A 25,370-nucleotide genomic window follows, 5' to 3' on the forward strand; every position below is an offset into this window, starting at 1 on the left:
CTTCCCGACCGTACGCGGGATATTTGGAGCCCTTAGACCTTGGCCAGGGGAGGACGTAACAGCGCGGCGAAGGCGAGGATTTTCGCCAGAGCGTTGGGGCTCGTTTCGCTCACGTAGACCGTCCGAACAGCCTCTCCGCGGCGGGGATCGTTTTCGGCACAGTGCTACCGGCAGCGCCCCAGGAGACTCACGGAATCATGCCGCATTCAAACATCTTGTTCAAGACAGGAGCGGCAATCTTGTCGAGGAAGGCCGCTCGTGCCTGTGAATCGTTGCGCAGGAACTCCAGGGCCATCTTCGCCTTCTCTGTTTGTGGCTCGGATTTCTGCGCCTTGAGTTGCTCGCAGCTTGAGGAGTGGAACTTCTGAACCACCTGGTCAGAGGCGTAGTCCAGAAGCATCCCGCCGGGAGCGACTGGAGCGGGGGCGGCAGCAGGGGCCGCGGCGACCTTTGCATCCATTGCTTTCGAATCGCTCTTCTGCTGCCCGCAGGCAACGACCAGGACTGAAACCAACAGGACTGCACCGATTGATGTGTTCACCTTGAGATCCTTCTACTGTTGAGTAGTTCAAGCGCCTTCGGAAGGTCGCCAATTCGTATTCGGCTGCGCCGCACGACGCGGCGCGTCCTGTCCGACAGTCGGCATTACGTTTCTAGTCTTTCGCCTTGGCGACCGCTGCTGCCGCCTTCTTCTGGTCCGCAGCGGCGAGCTGCTCCGGCCCGAGGATGATGGTCAGCTTGTCGATCTTACCGTTGAAGCGAAACGGTACCTTGTAGTCGAGGTCGTTGACGCCGGTGCGCGTGTCCATGCCGATGTCGAAGGTCTCGTCGGGCGGGATCAGGAACGGGATCGTCTTCGGGATCGACAGCGTGCGCACTGCCTTGCCGTCGACCGTCAGCACGCCGGTGCCGGGCTTGGCGATGCCCGGGCCGTGGTAGGTGAAGTCGAACACGATCGAGTGCTTACCGGCGGCGAGCGGCGGTCCGTTGCCGGCCCAGCGCGCGATCAGCAACCCGAGCAGGTTGTAGGTGAACACCGGCTGGCCCTTGACGATGTACAGGCCATAGCCTGCCCAGCGCCCGCCTTCGGTGACGAGCATGCCGTCGCCGCCGCCAGCCGGCACCTCGACCTCGGCCGTGATCGTGAACGACTTGTTCAGGATGTTGGGTGCATTGCCGCTCGGGATGCCTGCGGTCACGCCGCTGTAGGAGAAGACCGTCCGGCCCGCCACCGCGCTCGGCCGCGGTGCGATGGCCCGCGCGAAGGCCTGGTTGTCGAGCGGGAACACCTGGTACTTGGTGGCCTCCTGGTCGAAGATCGCCTGCATCTCCTTCAGCTTGTCGGGCATCTTCGCCGCCAGATCATCGGCCTGCGAATAGTCCTCGCTCAGATGGTAGAGCTCCCACTTGTACTGGTCGATCGGCAACTCGGCGGCGGCGAGTTCCCACGGCGGCAGCGGCGGATGCGTGTTGGCGTACCAGCCCTCGTGGTAGATGCCGCGGTTGCTCGCCATCTCGAAGTACTGCGTCTTGTGCGTCGTCGGCGCGTTGGCGTTGGCCTTGTCGAAGGTATAGACCATGCTCACGCCCTCGATGGGCTTTTGCTTGATGCCGTTGACCTCCTGCGGCGCCTTGATGCCGGTAGCTTCGACGATCGTCGGCACGATGTCGATGATGTGGTGGAACTGGTTGCGAACCCCGCCGACATCCGTGATCCGCGCCGGCCACGAGATCGCCATGCCCTGGCGCGTGCCGCCGAAGTGCGAGGCCACCTGCTTGGTGTACTTGAACGGCGTGTCAAAGGCCCACGACCAGCCCACCGCCATGTGCGGATAGGTCGTCGCCGAGCCCCAGTCGTCGTAGTACTTCAGCTGTTCCTCGACCGGCACGTCGAGCACGCCGTTGTAGGCGGTGAACTGGTTCGGCGTGCCCACCAGCGTTCCTTCGGGGCTGGTGCCGTTGTCGCCGTCGATGTAGATGATCAGCGTGTTGTCGAGCTTGCCCATGTCTTCCACTTCCTGGATGACGCGGCCGATCTCGTGGTCGGTGTAGGCGGTGTACGCGGCAAAGACCTCGGCCTGGCGCGCGAAGAGCTTCTTCTCGTCGGCGGTGAGCGCGTCCCATTGCTTGAGCTCGTCGGGCCACGGCGTGAGCTTGGCGTCCGCCGGGATCACGCCGAGGCGCTTCTGGTTGGCGAAGATCTGCTCGCGCATGACGTTCCAGCCCATGTCGAACTTGCCCTTGAACTTGGCTATCCATTCCTTGGTCGGCTGGTGCGGCGAGTGGCTGCCGCCGGGCACGTAGTAGACGAAGAAGGGCTGGTCCGGCGCCGCCGCGTTGAGCTGGCGCATGTGATCGATGGCTTCGTCGGCGAGGTCGGTCGTCAGGTTGTAGCCCGGCTTGGCCAGCCAGGGGAAGATCTGGGTGTGGTCGCGAAACAGGTAGGGCGTCCACTGGTCGGTCTCGCCGCCCATGAAGCCGTAGAAGTACTGGAAGCCCATGCCCGACGGCCACTGGTCGAACGGGCCGGAAGCGCTGAGCTGGAAGCCGGGGGTGTTGTGGTTCTTGCCGAACCAGGACGTCGAGTAGCCGTTGTCGCGCAGGATGGTGCCGATGGTCGCGTTCTCGGGTCCGATGATCGAGTCGTAGCCGGGGTAGCCGGTCGACAGTTCGGAGATCACGCCGAAACCCACCGAATGGTGGTTGCGCCCGGTGATCAGCGCCGCGCGCGTCGGCGAGCACAGCGCCGTCGAGTTGAACTCGGTGTAGCGCAGCCCGGCCTTGGCGACGCGGTCGAGCGCCGGCGTCGGGATCACGCCGCCGAAGGTGCCCGCCACGCCATAGCCCTGGTCGTCGGTCATGATGAGCAGCACGTTGGGCGCGCCCTTGGGCGGCACCACACGCGGCGGCCACCAGGTCTTCGAATCCTTGTAGCTCTCCTTGATCACGCCGCCGAACTTGGGCGGCGGCGGCGGCAGCTGGTTGCCGGGAATCGTCGTCGTGGCGCTCGGCGAGCCCAGCACGCCCGTGACCTGCTGCGCCGCGACCGGCGCGACGGCCAGCGTGGCAGCGATCAAGAATGCCGCCACTTTCGCAGCGACGCCAGTCGTTCCTGCTGCTCCTTGCATTCTTGCGCTCCTGTTATGCCAACCGTTGAACCATACGCCGTGGGGCTGTTTCACTCGATCGGAGAGCGTCTTCGATAACCCGGAGCGAACGATCGCCTTTGCAACGCTGGGCAAGCTGTTCAAGGCTTGCGCACGGGAAACCACCTGCCCCCATTTCGGGCTGCTGGTCGGTCAGCGCAGTGATGCGTCGGCGCTCGGCGCAGCGGGGTTTCTGATGAGGAATGCACCGGATGTCATCACGGCCCTCAATGAGCTGGTTTCGAACTTCGATCTGCACAATCGTGGGGCGACCCCGTTCCTCGAAGTATCGGACGAGACCAGCCTGCTCGGCTACCAGATCTACCATCGTGGCGTCGAGGGTTCGGATCAAATCAGCGACGGCGCCATGGCCATCGGTTGGAACATCATGCGCACCTTGTGCGGCCCCGAATGGTTGCCAGCTGAAATTCATTTTCGGCATGACCGCCCGGAAGATGTCGGCGCTTATCGCCGCTTCTTCCAGGCTCCCTTGCGTTTCAACGCTGCGCATTCCGCCCTGGCATTCCGCACCACTTGGCTGACCAGGAAGGTTTGCCTGGCGGATCCCTTGTTGCGCCGCCACTTCTTGCAGTACGTCTCGGAAATCCGGCGTCATTCCCGTCAAGACTTCAGGGACAAGGCCCATGGCGCACTGCTGCTCCTGATCAGTTCGAACCGCTGCTCTCTCGAAGAGCTGGCCAGGCACTTTTCGATGCATCCGCGAACGCTCAACCGCCGTCTCAAGGACTCGGGGACCAGTTTTCGCGATCTGTACAATGCGGCGCGTCATGACACCGCTCGTCAGTTGTTGCGCGACACAGTGAGCAGTATCGACGCCATTGCCGGTCTTCTCGGCTATTCTGGCGCCAGCGCATTCAATCGGGCTTTCGCGCAGTGGGAAGGCGTACCTCCTGCGACCTGGCGAAAGAGTCCCTGAAGCGGGGTTCGGCACCCCGAAAAAGGTGGCAAGCTGGCGCTCGGAATCTACCTCGAAACGGTGGCGCTACGCACGAAAAGCCTATATTGTGGCGGCGCGCAAAGCTCATCAGCGCATGCCTGTCCACCCAGAAAGTCCACCCGTTTTGTGAATAAGGAGTAAGTCATGACCAAACGCTTTTGGCTTTTTGCCGCACTGCCGGCGCTACTGTTCGCTGGCCTCAGCTTTGCCCAGTTCCCGATCCTCGACATGGTTGCCGGCAAGGTGGTCCAGAAATACGAGCAGTCCACCTGCGAGCAATTGTGGGTCAAGAAGGGCCAGCCGAAGTCGCCGCAGGAACAGGAAGTCATCGCCAGGCTGCGCAACGATCCTGCGCTGCGCACCGAGTTCATCAACCGGGTCGCGGCGCCAATCGCCAACAAGATGTTTGAATGCGGAATGATCCCGTAATCGGCGGCCGGGCGGCACTTTGCTTCAATTGAAGGAGGAGAGACTTGATGATTCCAGGTAAATTCGTCGGCCGGGCAGCGCTGCTCGCATTGGGCATTGCCCTGGCCGCTGGCGCCAACGCGCAGCAGTCGCTGAGCGAGGCGCGGTCACAGCGTGCCAGGGTGCCGAGCAAGGCGGCGGCGGTCGCACCCAAACCGGAGCTCGAAGCCAAGGCCATCGACGTGCTGAAAGCAACGACTGATCGCCTGGCCAAGGCTCAGTCGATGTCGTTCACGGCGATAGTGACCTACGAGAGCCCGAGCCGCATCGGCCCGGCACTGGCCTACACGACGATCTCCGAGGTCGTCATGCAGCGACCCGACAAGCTGCGCGTGGTCACGCTCGGCGACGGCCCGGCGTCGGAGTTCTACTACGACGGCAAGACGATGACGGCGTTCGCCCCGGCGGAGAACCTGGTCGCCGTCAGCGCGGCGCCACCGACGATAGACGCTGCGCTGAAAGCGGCATTCGATCGTGCGGCTATCTACTTCCCGTTCACCGATTTGGTCGTGGCCGACCCCTACAAGGCGCTTGCCGAGGGCCTGACGGTGGCCTTCTACATCGGCCAGTCGAAGGTCATCGGCGGAACGACCACCGACATGGTGGCCCTGGTCAACGACAATGTGTTCCTGCAGGTCTGGATCGGCGCTGAAGACAAGCTGCCGCGCATGCTGCGTGCGGTGTTTCGCAATGATCCCTTACGGCTACGCCACCAGATGGAGCTTTCGAACTGGAAGCTCGATCCGGTCGTGGCGGCAGACACCTTCGCCTCGGCGAAGGCAGCGACGGCGTTACCGATGGCGTTTGCCCACCCCGGTGGATCAGCAGCGAGCGGCTTCAGGCCACCGACGAAGGCCAAGCCCGCTGGCAAGGCGGCCGCCAAGCCGCAGCCGACGAAAACCCCTTAAGGAGATCGAATGATGAAATCGACGATTATCGGCATGGCAGTCGCGCTTGGCGTCGCGCTGCCTAGCGGCCCTGCTGCGGCCTGGGCAAGCGCCAATCGTTTTGGCGGTAGTACCGAACACTCTCCGGGCGCCACCGAGCACACCAACGCCTTCGGCGGTAGTTCGGAGCACGCCTACGGCGAGGGAAGCGAACACACCAATATGTACGGCGGCAGCTCGGCGCACGCCTGGGGCGGCGGCACCACGCACACCAACGTGTACGGCGGCACCACCACTGGCGCGTACGGCGCAGGCGCGGTGCACACGACGCCTTATGGGGCGACGGCCTACCGTCCGCCCGTCTACGCGCCCTACCACCCGCCCGTCGCGGTGCCTTATTACTCATCGGGCTGCTACAACTGCGCAGGGGCTGCCGCGGCCGGCGCGGTGGTCGGTATAGCCGCCGGTGCCGCAATCGCTTCGGCAAACACCGCCGCTGCGACCAACAGCGCCTACTCTTCAGGCTACGCTGCCGGCAGCGTCAACACGGCGGCGGCCTACGCAGTCGGTGTCAACTACGCCGCGCTGCCCGCTGGGGCGACCCCCATTGCCAAGTACGGCACTACCTACTATCTCGTGGGGAATACCTGGTTCCTGCCGGCCTACGGCGCCAACGGCGTCTATTACCGCGTCGTGCCGACGCCCTAAAGTTTCTGCTCTCTGCTGCCTGTGGCTGTTTGCTCGCCACAGGCAGCGGGAGTCCCTGCAAATGGCCTCACCCTCCAGGAGAATTTCATGAATTCGAGAATCGTTCTTCCGCTGTTGCTCGTTGCCTCGCTGAGCGCCTGCGTGTCCCAGAGCACCTACAAACAGGAAGTCCAGCAAGTCGATACGCTGTCGGTCCAGAATCAGGCCTATGCGCAGCTCACCCAACAATTGCAGACCGAGATTCAGGCCGACCAGGTAAAAGTCAAACAACTCGAGGGGCGTTTGACCGTTACGTTGGTCGACGAAATCGCCTTCTCTTCGGGTAGCACAGAAATGAACATCAAAGGACGTACCACGGTCGACAAGATCGTCGGCACCCTGCAGAACGCGACCGGCAAGCGCATCGTCATCGAAGGCTACACCGACAACACGCCCATAGGCGCGCATTTACGTCCCCGCTACCCGACCAACTGGGAACTGTCGACGGCGCGCGCCTGCGATCTGGTGAAGTACCTGCAGGCCGCCGGTATCGACCCGCACCGACTTGAAGCGGCAGGCTTTGGCGAATATCAGCCGGTGGCTACGAACGACACGCCGGCCGGCCGCAGCCAGAACCGCCGCATCGACATCGTCCTGCTGGACATGGGCCTGAAATAGTCTTTGGCAAAGCCACCAGCTTGCTGGGTCCGAACCCCACGCTTGCTGGCGGCGAATGATTTCGGGGTTTCGGCACGCCCCGCAAGCGGCCTCAGAGCAGGGGGCTCATCACCTGCACCGCGTTCTCCAACAGGCGACGCCACTTCGGGCGAGCACGCCATTGTGCCAGTTGTACTGGCCGCGACCGGGATTCGTACTGGCGCTGCAGGTTGCGCGTCTCGGCCGAAAACGTTCGGTCGTAGGCGATCAGCGAGACCTCGAAGTTGAGTTCGAAGCTGCGCAGATCGAGGTTGACCGTTCCGAAGATGGTCATCTCGTCGTCGACGACCATGCTTTTGGTATGCAAGAGACCGCCCTGGAAATGCAGGATGGTGATCCCGACGGCCAGCAGGTCGTCGTTGTAGGCGTTACTCGCGTAGCGGACGAGCAGCGAGTCGACTTTCTCCGGCACGATCAGGATCACGTGAACGCCGCGTAAGGCGGCCGAGCGCAGCGCCGTGAGCAGCGTCTCGCCGGGAACAAAATAGGGCGTGGTCAGCACGATCTCGCGCCTGGCGGCGTAGATTGCGGCGAGGAGAAGCTGTTCGATGTGCCGGGTCGATGCCTGCGGCCCGGAGGGAAAGATCTGGACGTCGCTGTCACCGGCTGCTGGCATCTCGGGCGGTGGCGGCGGAGCAAAGTTGGCGCCGGTCTGTAACGCGGTCAACGACAGCGAAACGGCTTCGAGCACCCAGGCGGCGGGTCCTTCGATGCGCACCATCGCATCGACCCACTCGCCGACGCCGGCATCCTGCTTGAAAAAGCGCGGGTCGGCGATGTTCATGCTGCCGGTGTAGGCTATACGACGGTCGATGACCGCAATCTTGCGATGGTCACGCAGGTCGAAGCGGATGAACAGCGCGCGCAGCGGATTGACCGGCAGGACTTCGATGACCTTCACACCGGCGTGACGCAGACCCTCGAAGGCCTGGCTCCTGAAGAACGGGCGGCTGCCCAGCGAATCCATCAGCGCGCAACAGGTGACCCCTCGTTGCGCGGCGCTGACCAGCGCCGCAACGAGGTCGTCGACGAAGCCGCCGGTGCGCCAGATGTAGAACTCCAGGTGAACCGACACGCGGGCAGCGTCGATGTCGGCGATCAGCGCGCGCATGCTCGACTCACTGTCAGCCATCAGTTGCAGGCGGTGGCCGCCCATCGGCGGCAGGCCAACAGAACCCATGGCCAGCCGGCTAACGCTCTCGGCACCCGTCGTCAGGCGGCCCGGCCCGACGACATTCGCCGCCGGGATACGCCGTGCCCAGTTCAGAATTTGCGGTTGCAGGTCGATCGCCCGTCGCATCCAGAGTCTGCCGAGGCGGCGTTCGCCGATCAGCAGATACATCAGGACGCCAACAGCCGGTATCAGCACGATCAGCAGCAGCCATGCCAGAGCGGTACCGTGTGAACTTCGCCGCGAAAAAATGCGTATCGAAACCGCCAGCAACACGATGACGTGCATGAGGGACAGCAGACTGAAATCCATGCCTTGGAGTATGAGCCTGCGGCACCGACGCGGTCAAGGCCGCGGATTCCCCCTGTCGGGACTGGCCTGCCTGGCGTCTTCGCTGGTCACCCGCAGCGGCGAACTCGGGTCAAAGTGCAGATCGCGCTGCGCGAAGGCCATGGCGATTCCCGCCTGTTCGAACTTGCCGTTGATCGCTTTGTGCGCGTCGATTAGCGATTCACCTGACAAATCAATTGTGATAGCCTGCACCCCTTCGCGGTCGGTCCTGTGCGCAGTGTGCTGACTGATTGCGTTGCTATCAAGCTTCTTGCCCCGGAGTGCCGTCTTCATGGAAACCACGCTCACGCTGTTCATCGGCTTTTTCACGATGCTGCTGGCAATCCATCAATCCCTTCATGGGACAGAGGAACTCCTTGGGCCGTACCGGCCGGTGGCGAGCACCTCATGAGTGAGCTGGCCGCGTCGTCACAGTCGCTGATGGCCTGTCCGGAGTGCGACCTGCTGCAGCGGATTCCACCGCTGCCCATCGGCGGCAAGGCGCAGTGCGCGCGCTGCGACTTCGTGCTGGCGACGAGCCACGCCGATCCGCTCGAACTGCCGCTGACGCTGACGGTCAGCGCGGCGATCACCTTCGCCGTCGCCAACACTGCGCCGCTGATGGACCTGTCGGCGGTCGGACGGCAGGCGAGCACGACGATCATCGGTGGCGCCGGCCAGATGTGGCTGGAAGGCGAACCGATCACGGCGGCGATCGTCATGTTCTGCGCGGTAATCGCCCCCGCGTGTTACATCATGTTGATGCTGGCGGTGCTCCTTGCCGCGCGACGGTCGCCGCTGCCACACTGGGTCGGCGAGTTGTTGCGCTGGGGTTTGCACGTGCAGCCGTGGGCGATGTACGACGTGATGTTGCTGGGCATCCTTGTTGCGCTGATCAAGATCGCCGAACTGGCCACGGTAGACCCGGGCATCGGGATGTACGCGATGGGTGTGCTGGCCGTTCTCCTGCCGGCCATCATGGTCAGCTTCGACGCCCGCGAAATCTGGCAGCGCGTCGCGTGGAGCGATGACCAGCAGCGCTCAGCGTCCGGAACTGATGAGCGGAATTACGCTGAGAGCGGGCGATGACCACGCGCGCGCTCAGCGCAGCGCAAGCCGGGCTCGTCGCTTGCGAAACCTGCAAACTATTGTTGCGCCCCGTTCATCCAGACCATCTCGGGCACTGCCCGCGCTGCGGCGCAGAACTTGAAGTTCGCCGCGCCCATTCGATCCAGTACACCTGGGCGCTGATCGTCGCGGCGGCCATCTGCTACATCCCCGCCAACATGCTTCCGGTGATGATCACCAACACCTTTGCCTCGTCCGAGGCCGACACGATCATCGGCGGCGTCGTCTTCCTGTTCACTTCCGGATCGTGGCCGCTGGCGCTGATCGTTCTGGTGGCAAGCGTGATGGTGCCGCTGGGCAAGCTGCTCGCGCTCGGCTATCTGCTGATCAGCGTTCAACGTGGAATGCCAGGGGGCTGCCGGGAGCGGACGCGTCTGTATCGGATGGTCGAGTTCATTGGTCGCTGGTCGATGCTCGACGTTTTCGTCGATACCTTCACCGTCGCCCTGGTGCAGTTGCAGCCTTTGATGTCGGTGGTACCCGGTCCGGGAGTACTGTTCTTCGCCGCGGTGGTGGTCCTGACCATGCTCGCGGCCGAGGCGTTCGATCCCCGCCTGATCTGGGATTCCGCGACCAACCTGGAGAGTCAGAATGCCTGACGGTAGCGACCACAGCGACCTTCCGCAGGCCACCGCCGTGGCCAAGAAGCGGACCAGGATCTCGATCGTCTGGATCATCCCGCTCCTCGCCGCGGTGGTCGCCGTCGGCATCGCGGTTCAGCGGCTCCTCAGCGAAGGCCCGACCATCTCAATCGTCTTCAAAAATGCCCAAGGCATTGAGGCAGGCAAGACTTTCGTCAAGTACAAGGACGTCAACATCGGTCAGGTGACCAGCGTGCAGCTTGCTGAGGAATATACCAAGGTCACGGTGACCGCCAAGATCGCCAAGAGCGCGGCCGGGTTGATGGTCGAGGACGCGGCATTCTGGGTCGTCGAGCCGCGCGTCACCTTGAGCGGCGTGTCCGGCCTCGGCACCCTGCTTTCGGGGAACTACATCGGCTTCGAGGCTGGCAAGTCGGACAGCAAGCAGAGCAGCTTCACCGGGCAGGATGTGCCGCCGATCATTACCGGCGATCAACCGGGACGGCAGTTCGTGCTCAAGGCCGACAACCTCGGCTCGCTCGGCATCGGTTCTCCCGTATCCTACCGCCGCCTGCCGGTCGGTCAGGTCGTCGCCTACCAGTTGGCGAGCGATGGCCAGACAGTCGACATCAAGGTTTTCGTGAACGCGCCATACGACCAGTACGTGAACCCTGGAACACGTTTCTGGAACGCGAGTGGCATTGATGTGTCGGTCGGCGCGGAAGGCGTCAACCTGCGCACCCAGTCGATGATCGCGCTGATCGCCGGTGGCCTGGCTTTCGAAACGCCGCCCTTTGCTCCGCAAGCCGAACCGGCCGCCGCGAATGCGGTGTTCCCCGTCTATGGCGACCGGGTGGCGGCGATGAAGCAACCGGATGTGCTCGCCAAACGATACGTGCTTTATTTCGGAGAATCGCTGCGCGGCCTCTCCGTCGGCGCACCGGTTACCCTCCTCGGGCTGCCCGGTGGTGAGGTCACCCACATCGGGCTCGAAATCGACCCGGCGACCAAACGCCTGCGTGGGCGCGTCGAGTTGGTGGCTTTCCCCGAGCGGCTGGTCCAGCAGTTGAGCGCCGGGCAGACGGCCTTGGGTGAGGCCGTGGCGCGCAACACCGGGCGGCGTCAGGCCTTCTTTGAGCAGATGGTCGAGGAACAGGGAATGCGCGCCCAGATGCAGAGTGGCAACCTGCTTACCGGGCAGCGCTATGTGGCTTTCGATTACCATCCGGGCGCACCGAAAGCGAGAATCGACTGGCGCCAGGACAAACCTGTGCTGCCGACGGTTCCGAGCACTCTGCCGGATTTCGAGTCGAAGATCGGCAGCATTCTCGCCAAGCTCGACAAGCTGCCGTATGAGGCGATCGGCACCGACACCCGGAAGGCGCTCGTGACGCTCAACCAGACGCTGAAGGATGCGGACAAGGCAGTACAGCGCTTTGACGCGGACGTCACTCCCGAACTCAAGAAGGCGCTCGACGAGTTTCGCCGCGCGACGGTCTCGGCCGACAAGATGATCAAGAGCACCGACGCGACTCTCCTCGGCCCCGACGCGCCGGGTCAGCAGGGCTTGCGCGATGCAATGCGCGAGGTCGCCCGCGCGGCGCGTTCGCTGCGCGTCCTGACCGATTATCTCGACCGCCATCCCGAAGCGCTGCTGCGCGGCAGGAACTAAGGAGAAACGCTGATGCATCGCCTGACCACCTTCGCTACCGCGTGCATCCTGGCCGCCATGGCCGCCGCTTGCGCGTCGCCGCCGTCGCAGTTCTACACCTTGAACAGCACAGCAACACTGGCCACGACCGGGTCCGTGGTTTCGGTTGCCGTTGGTCCGGTCGTCGTGCCGGCGGTCGTCGACTGCCCGCAGATCGTCCTGACCATGGGCGCCAACCAGCTACGGGTGGACGAGTTCAACCGCTGGGCGTCGCCACTGGCAGAGAACATCACCCAGGTGGTGATCGCCGACCTGGTGCGGGAGCTCGGCACGGCGCGGGTCTGGGCGCAGGCGCAGACGGCGCTTGCCAAGCCTGATTTTCAGGTGACCGTCGATGTCCAGCGCTTCGACTCGGTGCTCGGCGAAGCGGTCGAGATCGACGCGCTATGGACGGTTCGCGCGGCGGCCGGCGGCGCCACCAGGTCCGGGCGGTCACAGGTGCGCGAGCTAGCGGCAGGTGCCGGCTTCGCGCCACTGGTCGCCGCGCATAGCCGGGCGCTGGCTCGCGTCAGCGGCGACATTGCGACGGCGATCCGCGCCCCTTGAAACGCCGACCGGCATTGACGACCATTACGACCATTGCGACCATTCAACGACAGGGAGATGAGATGATGACTTGGCAAGTTTTGCGGACTGAGGGGTGCTGCGCAGCGGCGAAGGTGGCTCTCGCCGCCAGCGCTCTGGTGGCTGGGCAGGCGTTTGCCGGCGGCATGCTGGCCTACGAAATCGGCACAGCCGATGTCGGCCTCGCTTCGGCGGGATACAACGCCCGTGCGCAGGACGCGTCAACCGTGTTTACCAACCCGGCCGGCATGACACGGCTGGAAGGCAATCAGGCCCTGGTGTCGGGGCAGTTGCTTTGGGCCAACACCCAATACTCGATCGGTTCGGGCAGCTCGCCCTTGCTCGGCAGCGACGACGGCGGCTATGCGGTCGGGTCGAGCGGCTGGTTCCCCGGCGGCGGCGCTTTTCTTAGCTACAGCGTCTCGCCGGACCTGAAGCTCGGCTTCGCGCTGGCCGGCAATTTCGGTGCGCCCTTGAAGTACAACAACGACTGGGCGGGCCGTTATTACGTCCAGAACACAACGCTACTTGGCGTGTCGTTCCTCCCCTCCGTCGCCTTCAAAGTCAACGACAAGCTCTCGCTCGGCGCAGGACTGAACGCCATGTACGGAATCTACAAAGATCAGGTGGCGATCAACAATCCCAACCCGGCTTTCGCTGACGGCAGACTCAAGTACGACGATAACTCCTGGGGCTGGGGAGCCAACCTTGGCTTGATGTACGAGATCGACGAGGGAACGCGCATCGGGCTGACCTGGAACTCGCAGGTCAATCTCGACTTCAAGGCGTCTCCACAGTTCTCGGGCCTCTCGCCAGCGGTCGCCCACGCGCTCGACAAAGTCGGTTTGCTGGACTCGCAACTGAAGATTGGCATCAAGGTTCCGCAGCAGGTGATGGCCAGCGTCTTCACGCAGATTGACCCGCGGTGGGCGTTGCTCGGCAGCGTCGGCTGGCAGCAGTGGTCGAAGTTCGGCCAGATCAATATTGGCATCGACGACACGTCGAACCCGGTGAGCCTGACCACCGACATCCCCTTCAAGGACACCTGGCACCTGGCCACGGGCGCGCAGTATCGGCTGAGCGATCCGTGGCTGCTCAACTTTGGTATCGCCTACGACTCGGGCTTTCAGCCGAATGGTTCGACCGTCTCGCCGCTGATGCCGCTGAACACGGCCTGGCGTTTTGGCGTGGGTGGCCAGCAACAGTTGAGCAAGACCTCTGTGTGGGGACTGGCAGCAGATTACATTTACGGGGGAACGCTTAAAACCAATCTGCAGAGCACGGCGCCGGTCGCTGTTGGCGGTCGTGGGAATCTGATCGGTTCGTACGACAACACCGGAACTCTGGTGATGAGCATTTACGGCAACTGGAAGTTCTAGCCCTTGTCCGCAGCGGCGCCGACGTCCTCCAGGTGGACGAAAAGCAGGCGTCGCGCAGTCACCATTTGAACCTGCCCTGTGATGAGAGGAACGCTGATGGGAATCAAACCAAGAAGAATGGCCGCCGTGTTGCTCGCTGCCGGACTCCTGACTCTGAGCGCGACGCAGGTCTTCGCGCAGCAAAAAAACCCCGAACGTAATGTCTATTACGGGGAAACGCACCTGCATACGAGCTGGTCGTTCGACGCCTACGCATTTGGCGACACGCAGACCGGACCGGCAGCGTTCTACCAGTACGCGACAGGAAAGCCCACCTTGCACCCGGGGGGCTACCAGGTGACGATCACCAAACCGCTCGACTGGGGGGCGGTCACCGAGCATGCGGAGTACATGGGGATGATCCAGGAGGCCATGGACCCTGAATCACCGCTGCGCAAAAACTCGCCGATCATGGCCAGGGTGCTCGAGGACGGCGTCAAAGCCGATGGGCTACTCGCTTTCAAACTGCTGTCGGCGACCGTTGCCAAGGGTATGGCGATCAAGGAGCTCAGCGCTCCCGCCGTTGTCGCGCCGGTCTGGAAGCGGATCATAGACATCGCTGACCAGTACAACAAGCCGGGCAAGTTCACGACCTTCGCCGCTTACGAGTGGACGTCCACGCCGAATTCCAAGAACCTGCATCGCAACGTATTCTTCCGGGATTCGACGAAGGTGCCTCTGGTGCCGTTTACTCCACTGGATTCGACCGATCCGCGTGATCTCTGGAACTGGATGGACCAGCAGCGCGTGGCGGGCAACGAGGCGCTGGCTATCTCGCACAATGCCAACCTGAGCGACGGCCTGATGTTTCCGACCGAGGTCGATCATTCCGGCCGGCCGATCGACCGGGCGTGGGCGGAGGCGCGGCTGCGCAACGAGCCACTGACCGAGATGAAGCAAGTCAAGGGCCAGTCGGAGACGACGCCGGGGCTTTCACCGAACGACGAGTTCGCCAACTACGAGGTCTTCGTCTGGCATCTTCTGGGCAGGCCGGGGCCGCCACCGCGCGAGTACGGCAGCTACGTACGGCAGGCCTACAAGGACGGCGTCGCCCTCGAACAGGCGAGGGGCTTCAATCCGTACAAATTCGGCGTGTTGAGCGGCTCCGACTCACACGTCAGTGTCGTTCCTTACCGCCAGAAGAACTTTTTCGGCGTGCACGGCACCGTCGACGATACGCCGCAAAAGCGTATTGATGGCGCCACGGTGCTCGGGCTCAACAGTCTCTGGGTTACCCCTGCGGGCCTGAGCGCGGTGTGGGCCGAAGAGAACACTCGCGAGGCGATCTTCGACGCGATGAAACGCAAGGAAACCTACTCGACCAGCGGCGTACGCATTCCGCTTCGCTTCTTCGGCGGCTGGGCGCTGGATGCCGGGCTGCTCAAACAAAAGGACTGGGTGAGGACCGCCTATGCGAAAGGCGTCCCGATGGGAGCCGATCTCCCAGCGCCGAAGGCCAGTGCACCGTCGTTCGCCATCTGGGCGGTGAAGGACCCGGACAGCGGCAACCTCGACCGCATCCAGGTCGTCAAGGGCTGGAGCAAGAGCGGCCAGTCGTTCGAGAAGATCTACGACGTCGCCTGGGCGGGTGCGCGCAAGCCCGATCCGGCCACCGGCAAGGTGCCGCCGATCGGCTCCACGGTCAAGATCGCGCAGGGCACCTACACGAACAGCATCGGCGCCGTCGAGCTGAAGACCGTGTGGACCGATCCGGACTTCGATCCTGGCCTCGACGCTTTCTACTACACGCGCGTACTGGAGATTCCGACGCCGCGCTGGAGCACCATGCAGGCGCTGAAGCTGGGGCGGGTTCCCCCGAGCGGCCCGGGGTTTTCAGCGATCATCCAGGAGCGAGCCTGGAGCTCGCCGATCTGGTACACGCCTGGCGCGGAGGCGCGCAAGTCCGCCCGGCACGGCCTTACCGTCGCCGATCTGCAGAAGCAGGGATCGGTGGCGCTGTCCGACGCGCAGCTCAAGGAATTGATCGTCGGCAAGACGGTGAACGTGCGTAACAGCGTCACCGGTGAGCGGTTCGAGATCCTCTACGGCGCCACCGGACGTCGCCTGGTCACAGCGGTCAACGGCAAGCCGTCCGCGCTGCACGAGGCGGGCGAGATGATGCACGGCGGCGACCTCGACTACGAGATCAAGAACGGGCGTCTGAGCACCACCATCAACGGCAGCGAGTTCGCTGTTGCCGTCTACAAGGTGGGCGACAAGTACCTGGCAGCGCGCAGCAACGAATTCGGCTACGCGAATTACGAGGTCGAAGTCCTGAAACAATGACCAGCCGCATGCCGGTCTTGACCCGGTGGCAGTCGTCGTTTCTCGGCGCCGGGATATTGATGTTGTTCGGCAGCGCGGCCTGCGCGGCGCTACTCGGGGCTTTCCTCACCCTGCTTCTGGCTCTGCCGGCGCGGGCGAGCGCAGACCCCCCGGGCGACGTGGTCAGCCGTATCGCGGCGGAGAACGCCGCCCTGGCGGCCCAGCTTGCCACCGGCGAGCAGGTACTGGCGACGGCACGCAGCGATCTCGTCGGGCTAGGCAAAAGCCAGAGCGACCTTGAAAGGAGCATGCAACGAATCGAAGGGCACGCGCAGGTACACGCGCTTGCCCGGGCATTCGCGCAGACGGTCATCGAGCAGTTGAGCGTGCTGCCCCAGACCGAGCGCTTCGATGCACAGCGTCGGCAGCGCGACGGCCTGCTCGAGGCGACGAATGAGGCCAACCTGGGCACCGAGCGAGCGCTGGACCAGCTCGGCGACATCGAGACGGCGGTCACCGCACGCCTGGCCGGCGCGCAGCCGCCTGTCCCGGAGGCGCAGCGCTCAGCGATCGAGGCCGTCGCGAGAGAGCGACTCGGCGAGCAGCGCGCTCTGCTGCAGCGGCTGGATGAACAGCAGCGCGCGCTGTTGCAGGCGCTGCAGCAGAGTGACGCGGCCGATGTCGACCTCGCACGGCGGACTGACGAGGCACGTGCGGAACTGACTCGCCTGTTGTTCTGGGTTCCCTCGCCGCCAGGGTCACGAACGATCAGCGACCTGCCGCAGTCGCTGGCGTGGATGGTTTCGGCGGCGAACTGGCGCACGGCGGCAATCTTTCTCGGCGACGAGGTGATGCGCAGGCCATTCTGGCCAGCGTCGGCGCTACTCCTCGCGGGCGGGCTGTATCTTGCTCGCCGACGCTTGCAGGCTCGACTCGTTGCGCTCGCACCGACGGCCGCGAGCTATGAGCACTACTGGATCGGACATACCATTGGCGCACTGGCGATCACCGTCGCGCTGGCGCTGCCTGGTCCGCTGGTGATGTGGACAGCGGGCAAACTGCTCGCCGCAGCACCGCAGGCGCAGTCGTTCACGCTGGCACTCAGCGCATCGCTGCTGGCCATCGCACAACTCCTGCTGGCGCTGTCCGCCTTCTCCGGACTGCTCGACCGAGGCGGCATCGGGAGGGGGCATTTCGGTTGGGACGAATCCTTGCTGACCTACAGCAGGCGCGCGCTGCACCGGCTTGCCATGCTCTTCGTCCCGCTGCTCTTCGTCGCTACGCTGAATGGCCTGGACAACGCACCCTATGCCAATCGCCAGAGCATAGGACGGACGGCCTTCAGCGTCGCGCTGATCGTCGTCGCTGTCTGGCTGGCGCGCCTGCTGCGGCGCAAAAGCCCCTTGATGCAGCGCCTGTACGCGCGCGCGCCGCGCAGTGGGGCCGTCCGGCTGCATGGTCTCTGGCTGGCCGCGCTGCTGGCCGTGCCGCTGCTCATCGCCGCACTCTCCGCCAGCGGCTATTCTGTTGCCGCCGGCTATTTCTTCGGCCGCATGTTGATCTCTCTGTTTCTGCTTCTCTGTGCGCTAGTGCTCTATGGTCTGATCGCGCTGTGGGTACAGGTTGAGCGCTGGCGCCTTGGCCGCCGCCAGGCGGCTGAAGCCGCGCGCCTGGCGCAGGCTGAGACGATCGGCGAAACAGGCAGCGAAGTTGCCGAGCCGCGGCCGCCGCAGCTCGACATCGCGGCGATCGGCGAGCAGACACGATCGCTGCTCGATCTGTTCATTACGCTGCTGTTGCTCGGTGGCATCTGGTGGGTGTGGCGGGGCGGCGTGCCGGCGCTGTCGGTGATCAGCGACCACGTCCTGTGGACTTACCACGCGTCGGTCGATGGCCAGGCCACGACGCTGCCGCTAACCGCCGGTGAGCTGTTTCTGGCGCTGCTCGTCGGCGGAGTCACAGCGGTCGCGGTGCGCAACATCGGGGCGCTGCTCGACATCGTCCTGCTGCAGCGCTTCGAGGTACAGGCCGACGCCACCTACGCCATCAAGGTGATCACGCGTTACGCGCTGGCCGCCGTCGGCATCGTCAGTGCTGCCCGCATCCTCGGCGTCGGCTGGAGCGACGTGCACTGGCTGTTCGCCGCCCTCGGCGTCGGCCTCGGCTTCGGTCTGCAGGAGATCGTCGCGAATTTCGTCTCCGGCCTGATCGTCCTCGCCGAACGCCCGATCCGCATCGGCGATGTGGTCACCGTTGGCGAAGTATCGGGGACGGTCTCGCGCATCCGCGCGCGCGCCACCGCGGTGGTCGATTTCGAGAACAAGGAAGTGATCATCCCGAACAAGGCGTTCATCACCGGCAGCGTCGTCAACTGGACGCTCTCGAACCAGACCACCCGGCTCCTGCTCAAGGTGGGCGTGGCCTATGGGAGCGACATCGCGTGCGTACAGCGTTTGCTCACCGAGGCGATTCGGACCCATGGCGACGTGTTGCACGAGCCAGCGCCAACGGTCTTTTTCGTGGACTTCGGCGACAGCTCGCTCGATTTCGAGATCCGCGCCTTCGTCGGTTCCTTTGCGCAGCGCTTGCGTGTTCAGCACGAGCTCAACGTCGCCATCGAGGCGACGCTGCGCACGAATGGCATAGAGATCCCGTTCCCGCAGCGTGATCTGCACCTCCGCACTTTACCGGCGTAATGTTCGCTGCGCTGGGATTGGCGGCAGCGGTGCCAATAACTGGACCTGGATGGCGATGATCGGTACGGGCTACCGCTACGACCGGGGTAAGGTGACCGTAGCGCTGCGCAACCTGTCGTACAACTTCAATGGTCGCGGCGACAGTAGCCTCGACATGCGCATGACCGGTTTCGCAGCGGGCGTCACATTCCCGTTTTAGGTTCTGGTATGCTGATCGCTCAGGCGTGTAATCGCCCGGCTCTGCCGGCAGACACGCCACCGACTGACTCTTGAAAAGAAAGGAATTTTCATGACCTTGAGCATACGCGTGCTGGCTGTTGTCGTGGCTACCACGGTGAGCATGGGTGGGTCGGCGCTCGCGCAGCAGATTACCGGCGTACCGGGATCACCGAGCGCCACGACGACCATCAGCGGCGAGCAGATTCCGGCACCGCCGCAAAAATTCGGCGGCACCATCGAGCGCACGACGGTCGGTTCCAAGCCGTACTGGCCGGCGCGCATCGTGCCGCCCAAGGGTGCTCCCAACATCCTGCTGATCATGACCGACGACTCCGGCTATGGCGTACCGAGCACCTTCGGCGGCGTCATCCCGACGCCAGCGCTCGACCGCATCGCCGCCAACGGCCTGCGCTACACCAACTTCCATTCGACAGCGCTGTGCTCGCCGACACGCGCCGCACTGATCACCGGCCGCAATCACCACTCGGCGGGCTTCGGCGTCATCGCCGAGCAGGCCACCGGCTACCCAGGCTACGACAGCGTGATCACCAAGGACAAGGCTACGATCGGCACTATCCTCAGGGACAATGGCTACCGCACCTCATGGTTCGGCAAGAATCACAACACGCCGGCATTCCAGGCGGCATCGACGGGTCCGTTCGACCAGTGGCCGACCGGCATGGGCTTCGAGTACTTCTACGGCTTCATGGGCGGCGACACCAACCAGTGGCAGCCGGACAACCTCGCCCGTAACACGACCTACATCTATCCATTCCAGGGCAACCCCGGTTTCAACCTGATCACCGCGATGGCCGACGAGGCGATCGACTACATGAACCAGATCAACACGCTGACGCCGGACCAGCCCTTCTTCGTCTATTACGTTCCCGGTGGCACGCATGCGCCACACCACCCGACCAAGGAGTGGGTCGATAAGATCAGTGCGATGCACCTGTTCGACCAGGGCTGGAACAAGCTGCGCGAGACGATCTTCGAAAACCAGAAAAAACTCGGCGTAATTCCCGCCAACGCCAAGCTGACGCCGTGGCCGAAGGACCTGCTGAAGGAGTGGGACCAACTGACCGCCGACGAGAAGAAGATGTTCGTCCGCCAGGTCGACGTCTTCGCCGCCTACGTCGCCTACACCGACAACGAGATCGGCCGCGTCATCCAGGCGGTCGAGGACATGGGCAAGCTCGACAACACGCTGATCATCTACATCAACGGCGACAACGGGACCAGTGCGGAAGGCACGCTGATCGGCACGCCCAATGAGGTGGCCATGTTCAACGGCGTGCAGGTGCCGGTCGAAGACCAGCTCAAGTACTTCTACGACATCTGGGGAACGGACCGGACCTACAACCACATGGCAGTGCCCTGGGCGTGGGCATTCGATACGCCGTTCTCGTGGACCAAGCAGGTGGCTTCGCACCTGGGCGGCGTCAAGCAGGGAATGGCCATCTCCTGGCCCAAGGTGATCGCCGACAAGGGAGGCATCCGCCACCAGTTCCACCATATCATCGACATCGTGCCGACCATCCTCGAGGCGGCGAAGATCCAGCCGCCGACGATGGTGGAAGGCATCAAGCAGAGCCCGATCGAGGGCGTCAGCATGCTGTACACCTTCGACCGGAGGAACCAGGCGGCTCCGTCGACGCACCACACGCAGTACTTCGAAATGATGGGCGACCACGCGATCTACCACGACGGCTGGTGGGCAGCGACCAAGGTCATGCGTCCGCCGTGGGACATCTCGGGCGGCGTTGGCGCGGACCCGGCGACGTATCCCTGGGAACTCTACGACCTGCGCAGCGACTGGACACAGTCCGACGATCTGGCGGCGAAGAACCCGGGCAAGCTGAAGGAACTGCAGGCGATCTTCTGGCAGGAAGCGAAGAAATATCAGGTGCTGCCGCTGGATTCGACGGTGGTGACCCGCCTGATCACGCCCAAGCCGAGCATCACAGCCGGTCGCAATGTGTTCACCTGGACGCGACCGCTCACCGGCACGCCGAATGGCGATGCGCCGAGCATCCTCAACGCGTCGTACAACTTCACGGCCAACATCGAGGTTCCACAGGGCGGCGGCGATGGCATGCTGATCACGCAGGGTGGCCGCTTTGCCGGTTACGGCTTCTACCTGCTCAAAGGCAAGCCGGTCTTCAACTGGAACCTGGTTGGGCTGAAGTGGGTCAGGTGGGAGGGGTCTGACGTGTTGTCGCCGGGCAAGCATGTGCTCGAGTTCGACTTCAAGTACGACGGGCTGGGCATGGGCACGCTCGCCTTCAACAACATGAGCGGTATCGGCCGCGGCGGTACCGGAGTACTCAAGGTGGATGGCAAGGTGGTGGCGACGCAGACCATGGAGCACACGATCCCCTTCATCCTCGCCTGGGACGAGAACCTCGACGTCGGTTCCGACACGGGCACGCCTGTGGACGACAAGGACTACCAGGTGCCGTTCAAGTTCACCGGCAAGATCGACAGGATCACGCTGACCATTGACCGGCCGCAGCTCTCTCCGGCAGACATCCAGAAGCTGCAGCAGGCGAGCCGCAACAACAAGACTAGCGAGTAAGCCAAGCGGCTGGCGTTTCCGACGGCGCCAGCCGCGCCCATTTCAGGTCGAGACCCTGAAGGATCAGGTGGTTCAATGTCTACGATGTCTGTGTTCCTTTGCGCGCCGCTGTCGCTGCTCGCCGGCTGGATCATTACACGATCTCCGCGAGGCGTCGCAAGGTATGCGTCGAACGATCGGTTTGGTCAGGCGTTCGACGCGTTCACTCTTCGGCTGCGCTGGCTGGCGGCGTCCCTGGCGTGGATTCTGGTGGCCACGACAGCCTTTGCCCAGGAGTCGGCGAACCCCCTCAAACCGGTCGATCGGTCGAGTCCGCGCGCCACCTTGAAGACCTTCCTCGATGGAAGCGACGCGCTTGGCGCGTTCTTGGCGCAGGATTACCTGCCGTCACCCTCGCGCGAGCGGTTTGGGCGCCTGATCTCGCTGTCAGAGGTACCCCTGCAGAGCCTGGACTTGAGCGAAGTGCCGCCGGCAGCGCGCCTTAAGACCGGCCGGTCTGCGGCATTGGCCTTGTACGAGGTTTTGAGCCGCATCCCGCTGCCGCCTGTTGACGAGATCCCCGACGCTGGTCAGGTCATGCAGCCCACTGATAAAGGCCCGGCGCGCTGGGTAATCCCGAATACCGAGATTGCTCTCGTTCGCGCGCCGAGTGGGCCGCGCAGCGGCGAGTTTCTGTTCAGCGCCGAGACCGTTGCCCGCGCGAGCGAGTTCTACGAGCGGGTTCGCGAACTGCCCTATCGCGGTCCGCTGCCCCTCAAGGACCTGCACCACATCCTTACCACCAACGGCGGCTGGATGATTCCGTACGCCTGGATTCAGTCGCTGCCGACGTCGCTGCGCGCCCCGATCGCCGACCAGTCGGGCTGGAAGTGGATTGCCCTTGCGCTGCTTCTGGCGTTTGTCGCGTTGTTCCTGTGGTTGGCCTACCGCGTGTCGCGCCTGGGCGACGATGAGAGCCCGTTCCTGCGCGCACTGGCGCAGTTCGTGATGCCGGCCTCGCTGCTCGCAGCCACGCCAGCGGTAGCCTACCTGGCGCTCGCCCAGATCAACCTGACCGGTAGCGTCGGCAGCGCCATCGAGCTCGCTGCGACGGCGCTCCTGTTCCTCGCTGGCGCATGGGTGGCGTGGCGCCTCGCCCCGGTGGTCGCCGAGGCGATCATCGCCTCGCCCAGTGTCCCGCCCGAAAGCATTGACGCGCATGTCATCCGCGTCGGCGCCCGCCTGCTGGGAATCTTCGGCGGCATGGCGCTGCTGGCCATGGGTGCCGACCGGCTGGGGGTGCCGGTGTATGGAGTCGTCGCCGGGCTGGGCGTCGGCGGATTGGCCATCGCCCTGGCCGCCCGGCCCAGCGTCGAGAACCTGATCGGTGGCATGAGCCTGTTTGCCGACAAGCCGATCCGGGTCGGTGACTTCTGCAGGTACGGCGACATGCAAGGGACCGTAGAGGCGATCGGGCTGCGTTCGTCGCGGATTCGCGGCCCTGACCGAACGGTGACGACGATTCCGAACGCAGCAATGGCCCGGATGCCGATCGTCAATCTCACGCAGCGAGACCGGATGCTGCTCAAGGCGGTCATCGGTTTGCGTTGCGAGACGACCCCGGAGAATCTGCGTTACGTCCTCGTCAGGCTGCGGGAGTTGCTCCGCAGCCATCCTCGTGTGCACCCAGAGCCGGCACGCGCGCGCTTCATCGGCTTGGGCACCAGTTCGCTGGACATCGAGGTGTTCGCCTACGTGATGACCAGGGACTCGGCCGAGTTTCTCGGCATCCAGGAAGACATCCTGCTGCGCATCATGGACGTCGTCGAAGAGAGTGGCGCGGCATTCGCGTTTCCCTCCCAGACCTTGTATCTGGGTCGTGACCACGCTCCGGATGACACGAAATCCCAGGCCGCCGAGGCCGTGGTGCGAAAGTGGCGGGAAGAGGGCGCCCTGCCCTTCCCGGACTTTTCGCCCAAACAGGCAGGCCGCGTTCGCGGAGCTGCCTCATGAGGTATTCGACGGTCGTTATCACGGCGCTTCTTGTCGGCACTCATTCCCTGGCGCACGCGCAGGACATGGAGCCACGCTCCTACGCCAACGCGCCGGTAGGCTTGAATTTCCTGATCGCCGGCTATGCGTATACGCGGGGCGGCCTGGCCTTCGACAGTTCACTGCCGATAAGCAATCCGCAGCTCACGACGTCCAGCGCGGTCCTCGCCTATGGGCGGGTGCTCGACTTCTGGGGTACGTCGGCCAAGTTGAATATCATCCTCCCGCTCACCGAACTGAGCGGGACGGCGGATTATGGGGGAAACACGGTGGCGCGCAACGTCTCGGGTTCGGCCGATCCGATCGTCAAGCTGTCGGTCAACCTCTACGGCGCGCCGGCGCTGTCGCTCAAGGAGTTCGCGAGCTACCAGCAGGACCTGATCGTCGGCGCGAGCTTACGAGTGTCCGCGCCGCTGGGCCAGTACGACGACAGCAAGGTGGTCAACCTCGGCACCAACCGCTGGTCGTTCAAACCCGAGGTCGGCGTCTCCAAGGCGCTGGGCCAATGGACTTTCGAGACCACCGCGGCAGCGACGCTGTTCACCGACAACAAGGATTTTTTTGGCGGCCACACGCGCTCGCAGGAGCCGCTCTATTCGCTGGAGGGGCACGTGATCTACGGCGCCGGTTCTGGCGTGTGGGGCTCGCTCGACGCCACTTATTTTGCCGGCGGACGCACCACGCTTGACGGCACGCTGGGCAACGATCTGCAGCAGAACTGGCGCTTGGGCGGCACGCTGGCGTTTCCGGTGAACCGTTACAATTCGATCAAGCTCTACGCAAGCAGTGGCGTTTCGGCGCGCACCGGCAACAACTTTGATCTCGTCGGGATCGCCTGGCAGTATCGCTGGGGCGCCGGACTGTAAGCCAGTAGCTCTTCGTGGACCAGACACGGCGATGCAATGGCCTGCCGCCAGGCTTGCCGGCGGCCAGCAGAAAGGTGATCAGGCAGATGCCTCGCCAGACTATGGTCGCCAAGCTGGCCCAGAAAAACAAGAAACCGGCGCTTGGCCGGTTTCTCTCTGACTCTAACTTCGTTATTTTATTGGTCGGGGCGCCGGGATTCGAACTCGGGACCCCTTGCACCCCATGCAAGTGCGCTACCAGGCTGCGCCACGCCCCGACAACCGATAGATTATACCCGAAATCGGGTCCCTAACTCAAACCCGCAGCATTTCTGCGATGCTCAACAACTCAGCTCGCAACATCTCTGGCGCCAAGGCTGACGAATTGGTGTCCGCCACGGCATCGTCGAGGCGATTGCGGGCCCCACTGATCGTGAAGCCCTGACTGTAAAGAAGTTCGCGAATGCGGCGAACGAGCAACACTTCGTGGTGCTGATAATATCGACGGTTGCCTCGACGCTTCACCGGCCTGAGCTGCGAGAACTCCTGCTCCCAGTAGCGCAGGACATGCGGTTTGACCCCACACAGCTCGCTGACCTCGCCAATCGTGAAGTAGCGCTTGGCCGGAATGGCCGGCAACGGTTCATCGCCGGTGTCTTTATGACTCGCTTCCATCATACGCGTGCTCCACCTCGACCTTCAGTTTCTGGCTGGCATGAAAAGTGACCACCCGGCGCGCCGAGATCGGGATTTCCTCGCCTGTCTTTGGATTGCGGCCCGGCCGCTGCGGCTTGTCGCGCAACTGAAAATTGCCGAATCCCGACAGTTTTACGCCGTCGCCAGCCTCCAGCGCGTTGCGGATTTCTTCGAAAAAAGCCTCGACCATATCCTTTGCCTCACGCTTGTTGAGACCCACCTTCTCGAACAGCAAGTCCGCGAGTTCTGCTTTGGTAAGCGTCATTCCTCCCCC

General features: G+C 63.7%; 22 protein-coding genes and 1 tRNA gene. 16 read left to right on the plus strand and 7 right to left on the minus strand.

The annotated features are described in order from the left end of the window. Positions 1-187: 187 nt before the first annotated feature. Together ACCAA_RS21855 and ACCAA_RS01440 are read right to left on the minus strand one after the other, a co-directional pair. Complete coding sequence (locus tag ACCAA_RS21855) at positions 188-541, minus strand: hypothetical protein (RefSeq protein WP_245754377.1); 354 nt, start codon at positions 539-541, stop codon at positions 188-190. A gap of 112 nt (positions 542-653) precedes the next feature. Next, positions 654-3,128 (minus strand): arylsulfatase, encoded by a 2,475-nt coding sequence (locus ACCAA_RS01440; protein ID WP_186405474.1) that lies wholly within the window; start codon positions 3,126-3,128, stop codon positions 654-656. Between ACCAA_RS01440 and ACCAA_RS01445 the strand changes: the two genes are divergently transcribed. The 5 genes from ACCAA_RS01445 to ACCAA_RS01465 all read left to right on the plus strand — a co-directional run bounded on the left by ACCAA_RS01445 (position 3,064) and on the right by ACCAA_RS01465 (position 6,824). Further along, complete coding sequence (locus ACCAA_RS01445) at positions 3,064-4,083, plus strand: AraC family transcriptional regulator (RefSeq protein WP_245754378.1); 1,020 nt, start codon at positions 3,064-3,066, stop codon at positions 4,081-4,083. The two genes, ACCAA_RS01440 and ACCAA_RS01445, sit on opposite strands and share 65 nt — an antisense overlap. Positions 4,084-4,248: 165 nt before the next feature. Next, positions 4,249-4,533, plus strand: coding sequence for a hypothetical protein (locus tag ACCAA_RS01450; protein ID WP_186405476.1), 285 nt, complete (start codon positions 4,249-4,251; stop codon positions 4,531-4,533). Positions 4,534-4,580: 47 nt separating this feature from the next. Beyond that, entirely contained in the window at positions 4,581-5,480 is a 900-nt protein-coding gene (locus tag ACCAA_RS01455; protein WP_186405477.1) for a DUF2092 domain-containing protein, read from the plus strand. A gap of 9 nt (positions 5,481-5,489) precedes the next feature. After that, positions 5,490-6,167 (plus strand): hypothetical protein, encoded by a 678-nt coding sequence (locus ACCAA_RS01460; protein WP_245754379.1) that lies wholly within the window; start codon positions 5,490-5,492, stop codon positions 6,165-6,167. An 87-nt stretch (positions 6,168-6,254) separates the two neighbouring features. Continuing rightward, positions 6,255-6,824: an OmpA/MotB family protein gene (locus tag ACCAA_RS01465; protein WP_186405478.1), complete on the plus strand. Its 570-nt coding sequence runs from the start codon at positions 6,255-6,257 to the stop codon at positions 6,822-6,824. A 91-nt stretch (positions 6,825-6,915) separates the two neighbouring features. Here ACCAA_RS01465 and cls read toward each other — a convergent pair whose 3' ends face one another. Further along, entirely contained in the window at positions 6,916-8,346 is a 1,431-nt protein-coding gene (gene cls / locus ACCAA_RS01470) for a cardiolipin synthase (protein WP_186405479.1), read from the minus strand. 33 nt (positions 8,347-8,379) lie between these two features. Further along, positions 8,380-8,658 carry a hypothetical protein gene (locus ACCAA_RS01475; protein WP_186405480.1) on the minus strand — a complete coding sequence of 93 codons (279 nt, stop codon included), beginning with the start codon at positions 8,656-8,658 and terminating at the stop codon, positions 8,380-8,382. A 114-nt stretch (positions 8,659-8,772) separates the two neighbouring features. On the opposite strand from ACCAA_RS01475, the gene ACCAA_RS01480 reads away from it, so the two are divergent. The 11 genes from ACCAA_RS01480 to ACCAA_RS01530 all read left to right on the plus strand — a co-directional run bounded on the left by ACCAA_RS01480 (position 8,773) and on the right by ACCAA_RS01530 (position 24,421). Further along, a complete protein-coding gene (locus ACCAA_RS01480) occupies positions 8,773-9,453 on the plus strand; it encodes a paraquat-inducible protein A (RefSeq protein ID WP_186405481.1) in 681 nt (226 codons plus the stop codon). Further along, entirely contained in the window at positions 9,450-10,091 is a 642-nt protein-coding gene (locus ACCAA_RS01485) for a paraquat-inducible protein A (protein WP_186405482.1), read from the plus strand. Before ACCAA_RS01480 ends, ACCAA_RS01485 begins: the two co-directional genes overlap by 4 nt. Next, the gene (locus ACCAA_RS01490; RefSeq protein ID WP_186405483.1) at positions 10,084-11,745 is read left to right on the plus strand and encodes a PqiB family protein; all 1,662 of its coding nucleotides are present in this window, start codon (positions 10,084-10,086) and stop codon (positions 11,743-11,745) included. Before ACCAA_RS01485 ends, ACCAA_RS01490 begins: the two co-directional genes overlap by 8 nt. A 12-nt stretch (positions 11,746-11,757) precedes the next feature. Continuing rightward, positions 11,758-12,330, plus strand: a complete 573-nt coding sequence (locus ACCAA_RS01495) for a PqiC family protein (protein WP_186405484.1) — start codon at positions 11,758-11,760, stop codon at positions 12,328-12,330. Between the two features lie 62 nt (positions 12,331-12,392). Then, entirely contained in the window at positions 12,393-13,727 is a 1,335-nt protein-coding gene (locus ACCAA_RS01500; RefSeq protein ID WP_186405485.1) for an OmpP1/FadL family transporter, read from the plus strand. Between the two features lie 96 nt (positions 13,728-13,823). Continuing rightward, positions 13,824-16,052: a DUF3604 domain-containing protein gene (locus ACCAA_RS01505; protein WP_186405486.1), complete on the plus strand. Its 2,229-nt coding sequence runs from the start codon at positions 13,824-13,826 to the stop codon at positions 16,050-16,052. An 8-nt stretch (positions 16,053-16,060) separates the two neighbouring features. Beyond that, the gene (locus ACCAA_RS01510) at positions 16,061-18,727 is read left to right on the plus strand and encodes a mechanosensitive ion channel domain-containing protein (RefSeq protein ID WP_186405487.1); all 2,667 of its coding nucleotides are present in this window, start codon (positions 16,061-16,063) and stop codon (positions 18,725-18,727) included. 49 nt (positions 18,728-18,776) lie between these two features. Beyond that, complete coding sequence (locus tag ACCAA_RS01515) at positions 18,777-18,926, plus strand: hypothetical protein (protein WP_186405488.1); 150 nt, start codon at positions 18,777-18,779, stop codon at positions 18,924-18,926. Positions 18,927-19,016: 90 nt separating this feature from the next. Beyond that, positions 19,017-21,524, plus strand: a complete 2,508-nt coding sequence (locus tag ACCAA_RS01520) for an arylsulfatase (RefSeq protein WP_186405489.1) — start codon at positions 19,017-19,019, stop codon at positions 21,522-21,524. A 75-nt stretch (positions 21,525-21,599) separates the two neighbouring features. Next, entirely contained in the window at positions 21,600-23,516 is a 1,917-nt protein-coding gene (locus ACCAA_RS01525; RefSeq protein ID WP_186405490.1) for a mechanosensitive ion channel family protein, read from the plus strand. Continuing rightward, entirely contained in the window at positions 23,513-24,421 is a 909-nt protein-coding gene (locus ACCAA_RS01530) for a transporter (RefSeq protein ID WP_186405491.1), read from the plus strand. Before ACCAA_RS01525 ends, ACCAA_RS01530 begins: the two co-directional genes overlap by 4 nt. Positions 24,422-24,601: 180 nt before the next feature. On the opposite strand, the gene ACCAA_RS01535 is transcribed toward ACCAA_RS01530, so the two are convergent. The 3 genes from ACCAA_RS01535 to ACCAA_RS01545 form a co-directional block, all read right to left on the minus strand. After that, positions 24,602-24,678, minus strand: a tRNA-Pro gene (locus ACCAA_RS01535). Positions 24,679-24,715: 37 nt separating this feature from the next. Next, positions 24,716-25,075: a MerR family transcriptional regulator gene (locus ACCAA_RS01540; RefSeq protein WP_186405500.1), complete on the minus strand. Its 360-nt coding sequence runs from the start codon at positions 25,073-25,075 to the stop codon at positions 24,716-24,718. Then, a complete protein-coding gene (locus ACCAA_RS01545) occupies positions 25,059-25,361 on the minus strand; it encodes an integration host factor subunit alpha (RefSeq protein WP_186405492.1) in 303 nt (100 codons plus the stop codon). Before ACCAA_RS01545 ends, ACCAA_RS01540 begins: the two co-directional genes overlap by 17 nt. Between the last annotated feature and the right edge of the window lie 9 nt (positions 25,362-25,370).

The organism is Candidatus Accumulibacter aalborgensis (genome assembly GCF_900089955.1).
GTDB classification, from domain to species: domain Bacteria; phylum Pseudomonadota; class Gammaproteobacteria; order Burkholderiales; family Rhodocyclaceae; genus Accumulibacter; species Accumulibacter aalborgensis.

Bases quoted from the DNA above. Each gene is read 5' to 3' on its own strand.
- ACCAA_RS01450 (WP_186405476.1), top strand. From the start codon at position 4,249: ATGACCAAACGCTTTTGGCTTTTTGCCGCACTGCCGGCGCTACTGTTC.
- ACCAA_RS01485 (WP_186405482.1), top strand. From the start codon at position 9,450: ATGACCACGCGCGCGCTCAGCGCAGCGCAAGCCGGGCTCGTCGCTTGC.
- ACCAA_RS01530 (WP_186405491.1), top strand. From the start codon at position 23,513: ATGAGGTATTCGACGGTCGTTATCACGGCGCTTCTTGTCGGCACTCAT.
- ACCAA_RS01465 (WP_186405478.1), top strand. From the start codon at position 6,255: ATGAATTCGAGAATCGTTCTTCCGCTGTTGCTCGTTGCCTCGCTGAGC.
- ACCAA_RS01495 (WP_186405484.1), top strand. From the start codon at position 11,758: ATGCATCGCCTGACCACCTTCGCTACCGCGTGCATCCTGGCCGCCATG.
- ACCAA_RS01440 (WP_186405474.1), bottom strand. From the start codon at position 3,128: ATGCAAGGAGCAGCAGGAACGACTGGCGTCGCTGCGAAAGTGGCGGCA.
- ACCAA_RS01475 (WP_186405480.1), bottom strand. From the start codon at position 8,658: ATGAAGACGGCACTCCGGGGCAAGAAGCTTGATAGCAACGCAATCAGT.
- ACCAA_RS01455 (WP_186405477.1), top strand. From the start codon at position 4,581: ATGATTCCAGGTAAATTCGTCGGCCGGGCAGCGCTGCTCGCATTGGGC.
- cls (WP_186405479.1), bottom strand. From the start codon at position 8,346: ATGGATTTCAGTCTGCTGTCCCTCATGCACGTCATCGTGTTGCTGGCG.
- ACCAA_RS01490 (WP_186405483.1), top strand. From the start codon at position 10,084: ATGCCTGACGGTAGCGACCACAGCGACCTTCCGCAGGCCACCGCCGTG.
- ACCAA_RS01515 (WP_186405488.1), top strand. From the start codon at position 18,777: ATGGCGATGATCGGTACGGGCTACCGCTACGACCGGGGTAAGGTGACC.
- ACCAA_RS01520 (WP_186405489.1), top strand. From the start codon at position 19,017: ATGACCTTGAGCATACGCGTGCTGGCTGTTGTCGTGGCTACCACGGTG.
- ACCAA_RS01460 (WP_245754379.1), top strand. From the start codon at position 5,490: ATGATGAAATCGACGATTATCGGCATGGCAGTCGCGCTTGGCGTCGCG.
- ACCAA_RS01500 (WP_186405485.1), top strand. From the start codon at position 12,393: ATGATGACTTGGCAAGTTTTGCGGACTGAGGGGTGCTGCGCAGCGGCG.
- ACCAA_RS01540 (WP_186405500.1), bottom strand. From the start codon at position 25,075: ATGGAAGCGAGTCATAAAGACACCGGCGATGAACCGTTGCCGGCCATT.
- ACCAA_RS01480 (WP_186405481.1), top strand. From the start codon at position 8,773: ATGAGTGAGCTGGCCGCGTCGTCACAGTCGCTGATGGCCTGTCCGGAG.
- ACCAA_RS01505 (WP_186405486.1), top strand. From the start codon at position 13,824: ATGGGAATCAAACCAAGAAGAATGGCCGCCGTGTTGCTCGCTGCCGGA.
- ACCAA_RS01545 (WP_186405492.1), bottom strand. From the start codon at position 25,361: ATGACGCTTACCAAAGCAGAACTCGCGGACTTGCTGTTCGAGAAGGTG.
- ACCAA_RS01525 (WP_186405490.1), top strand. From the start codon at position 21,600: ATGTCTACGATGTCTGTGTTCCTTTGCGCGCCGCTGTCGCTGCTCGCC.
- ACCAA_RS01510 (WP_186405487.1), top strand. From the start codon at position 16,061: ATGCCGGTCTTGACCCGGTGGCAGTCGTCGTTTCTCGGCGCCGGGATA.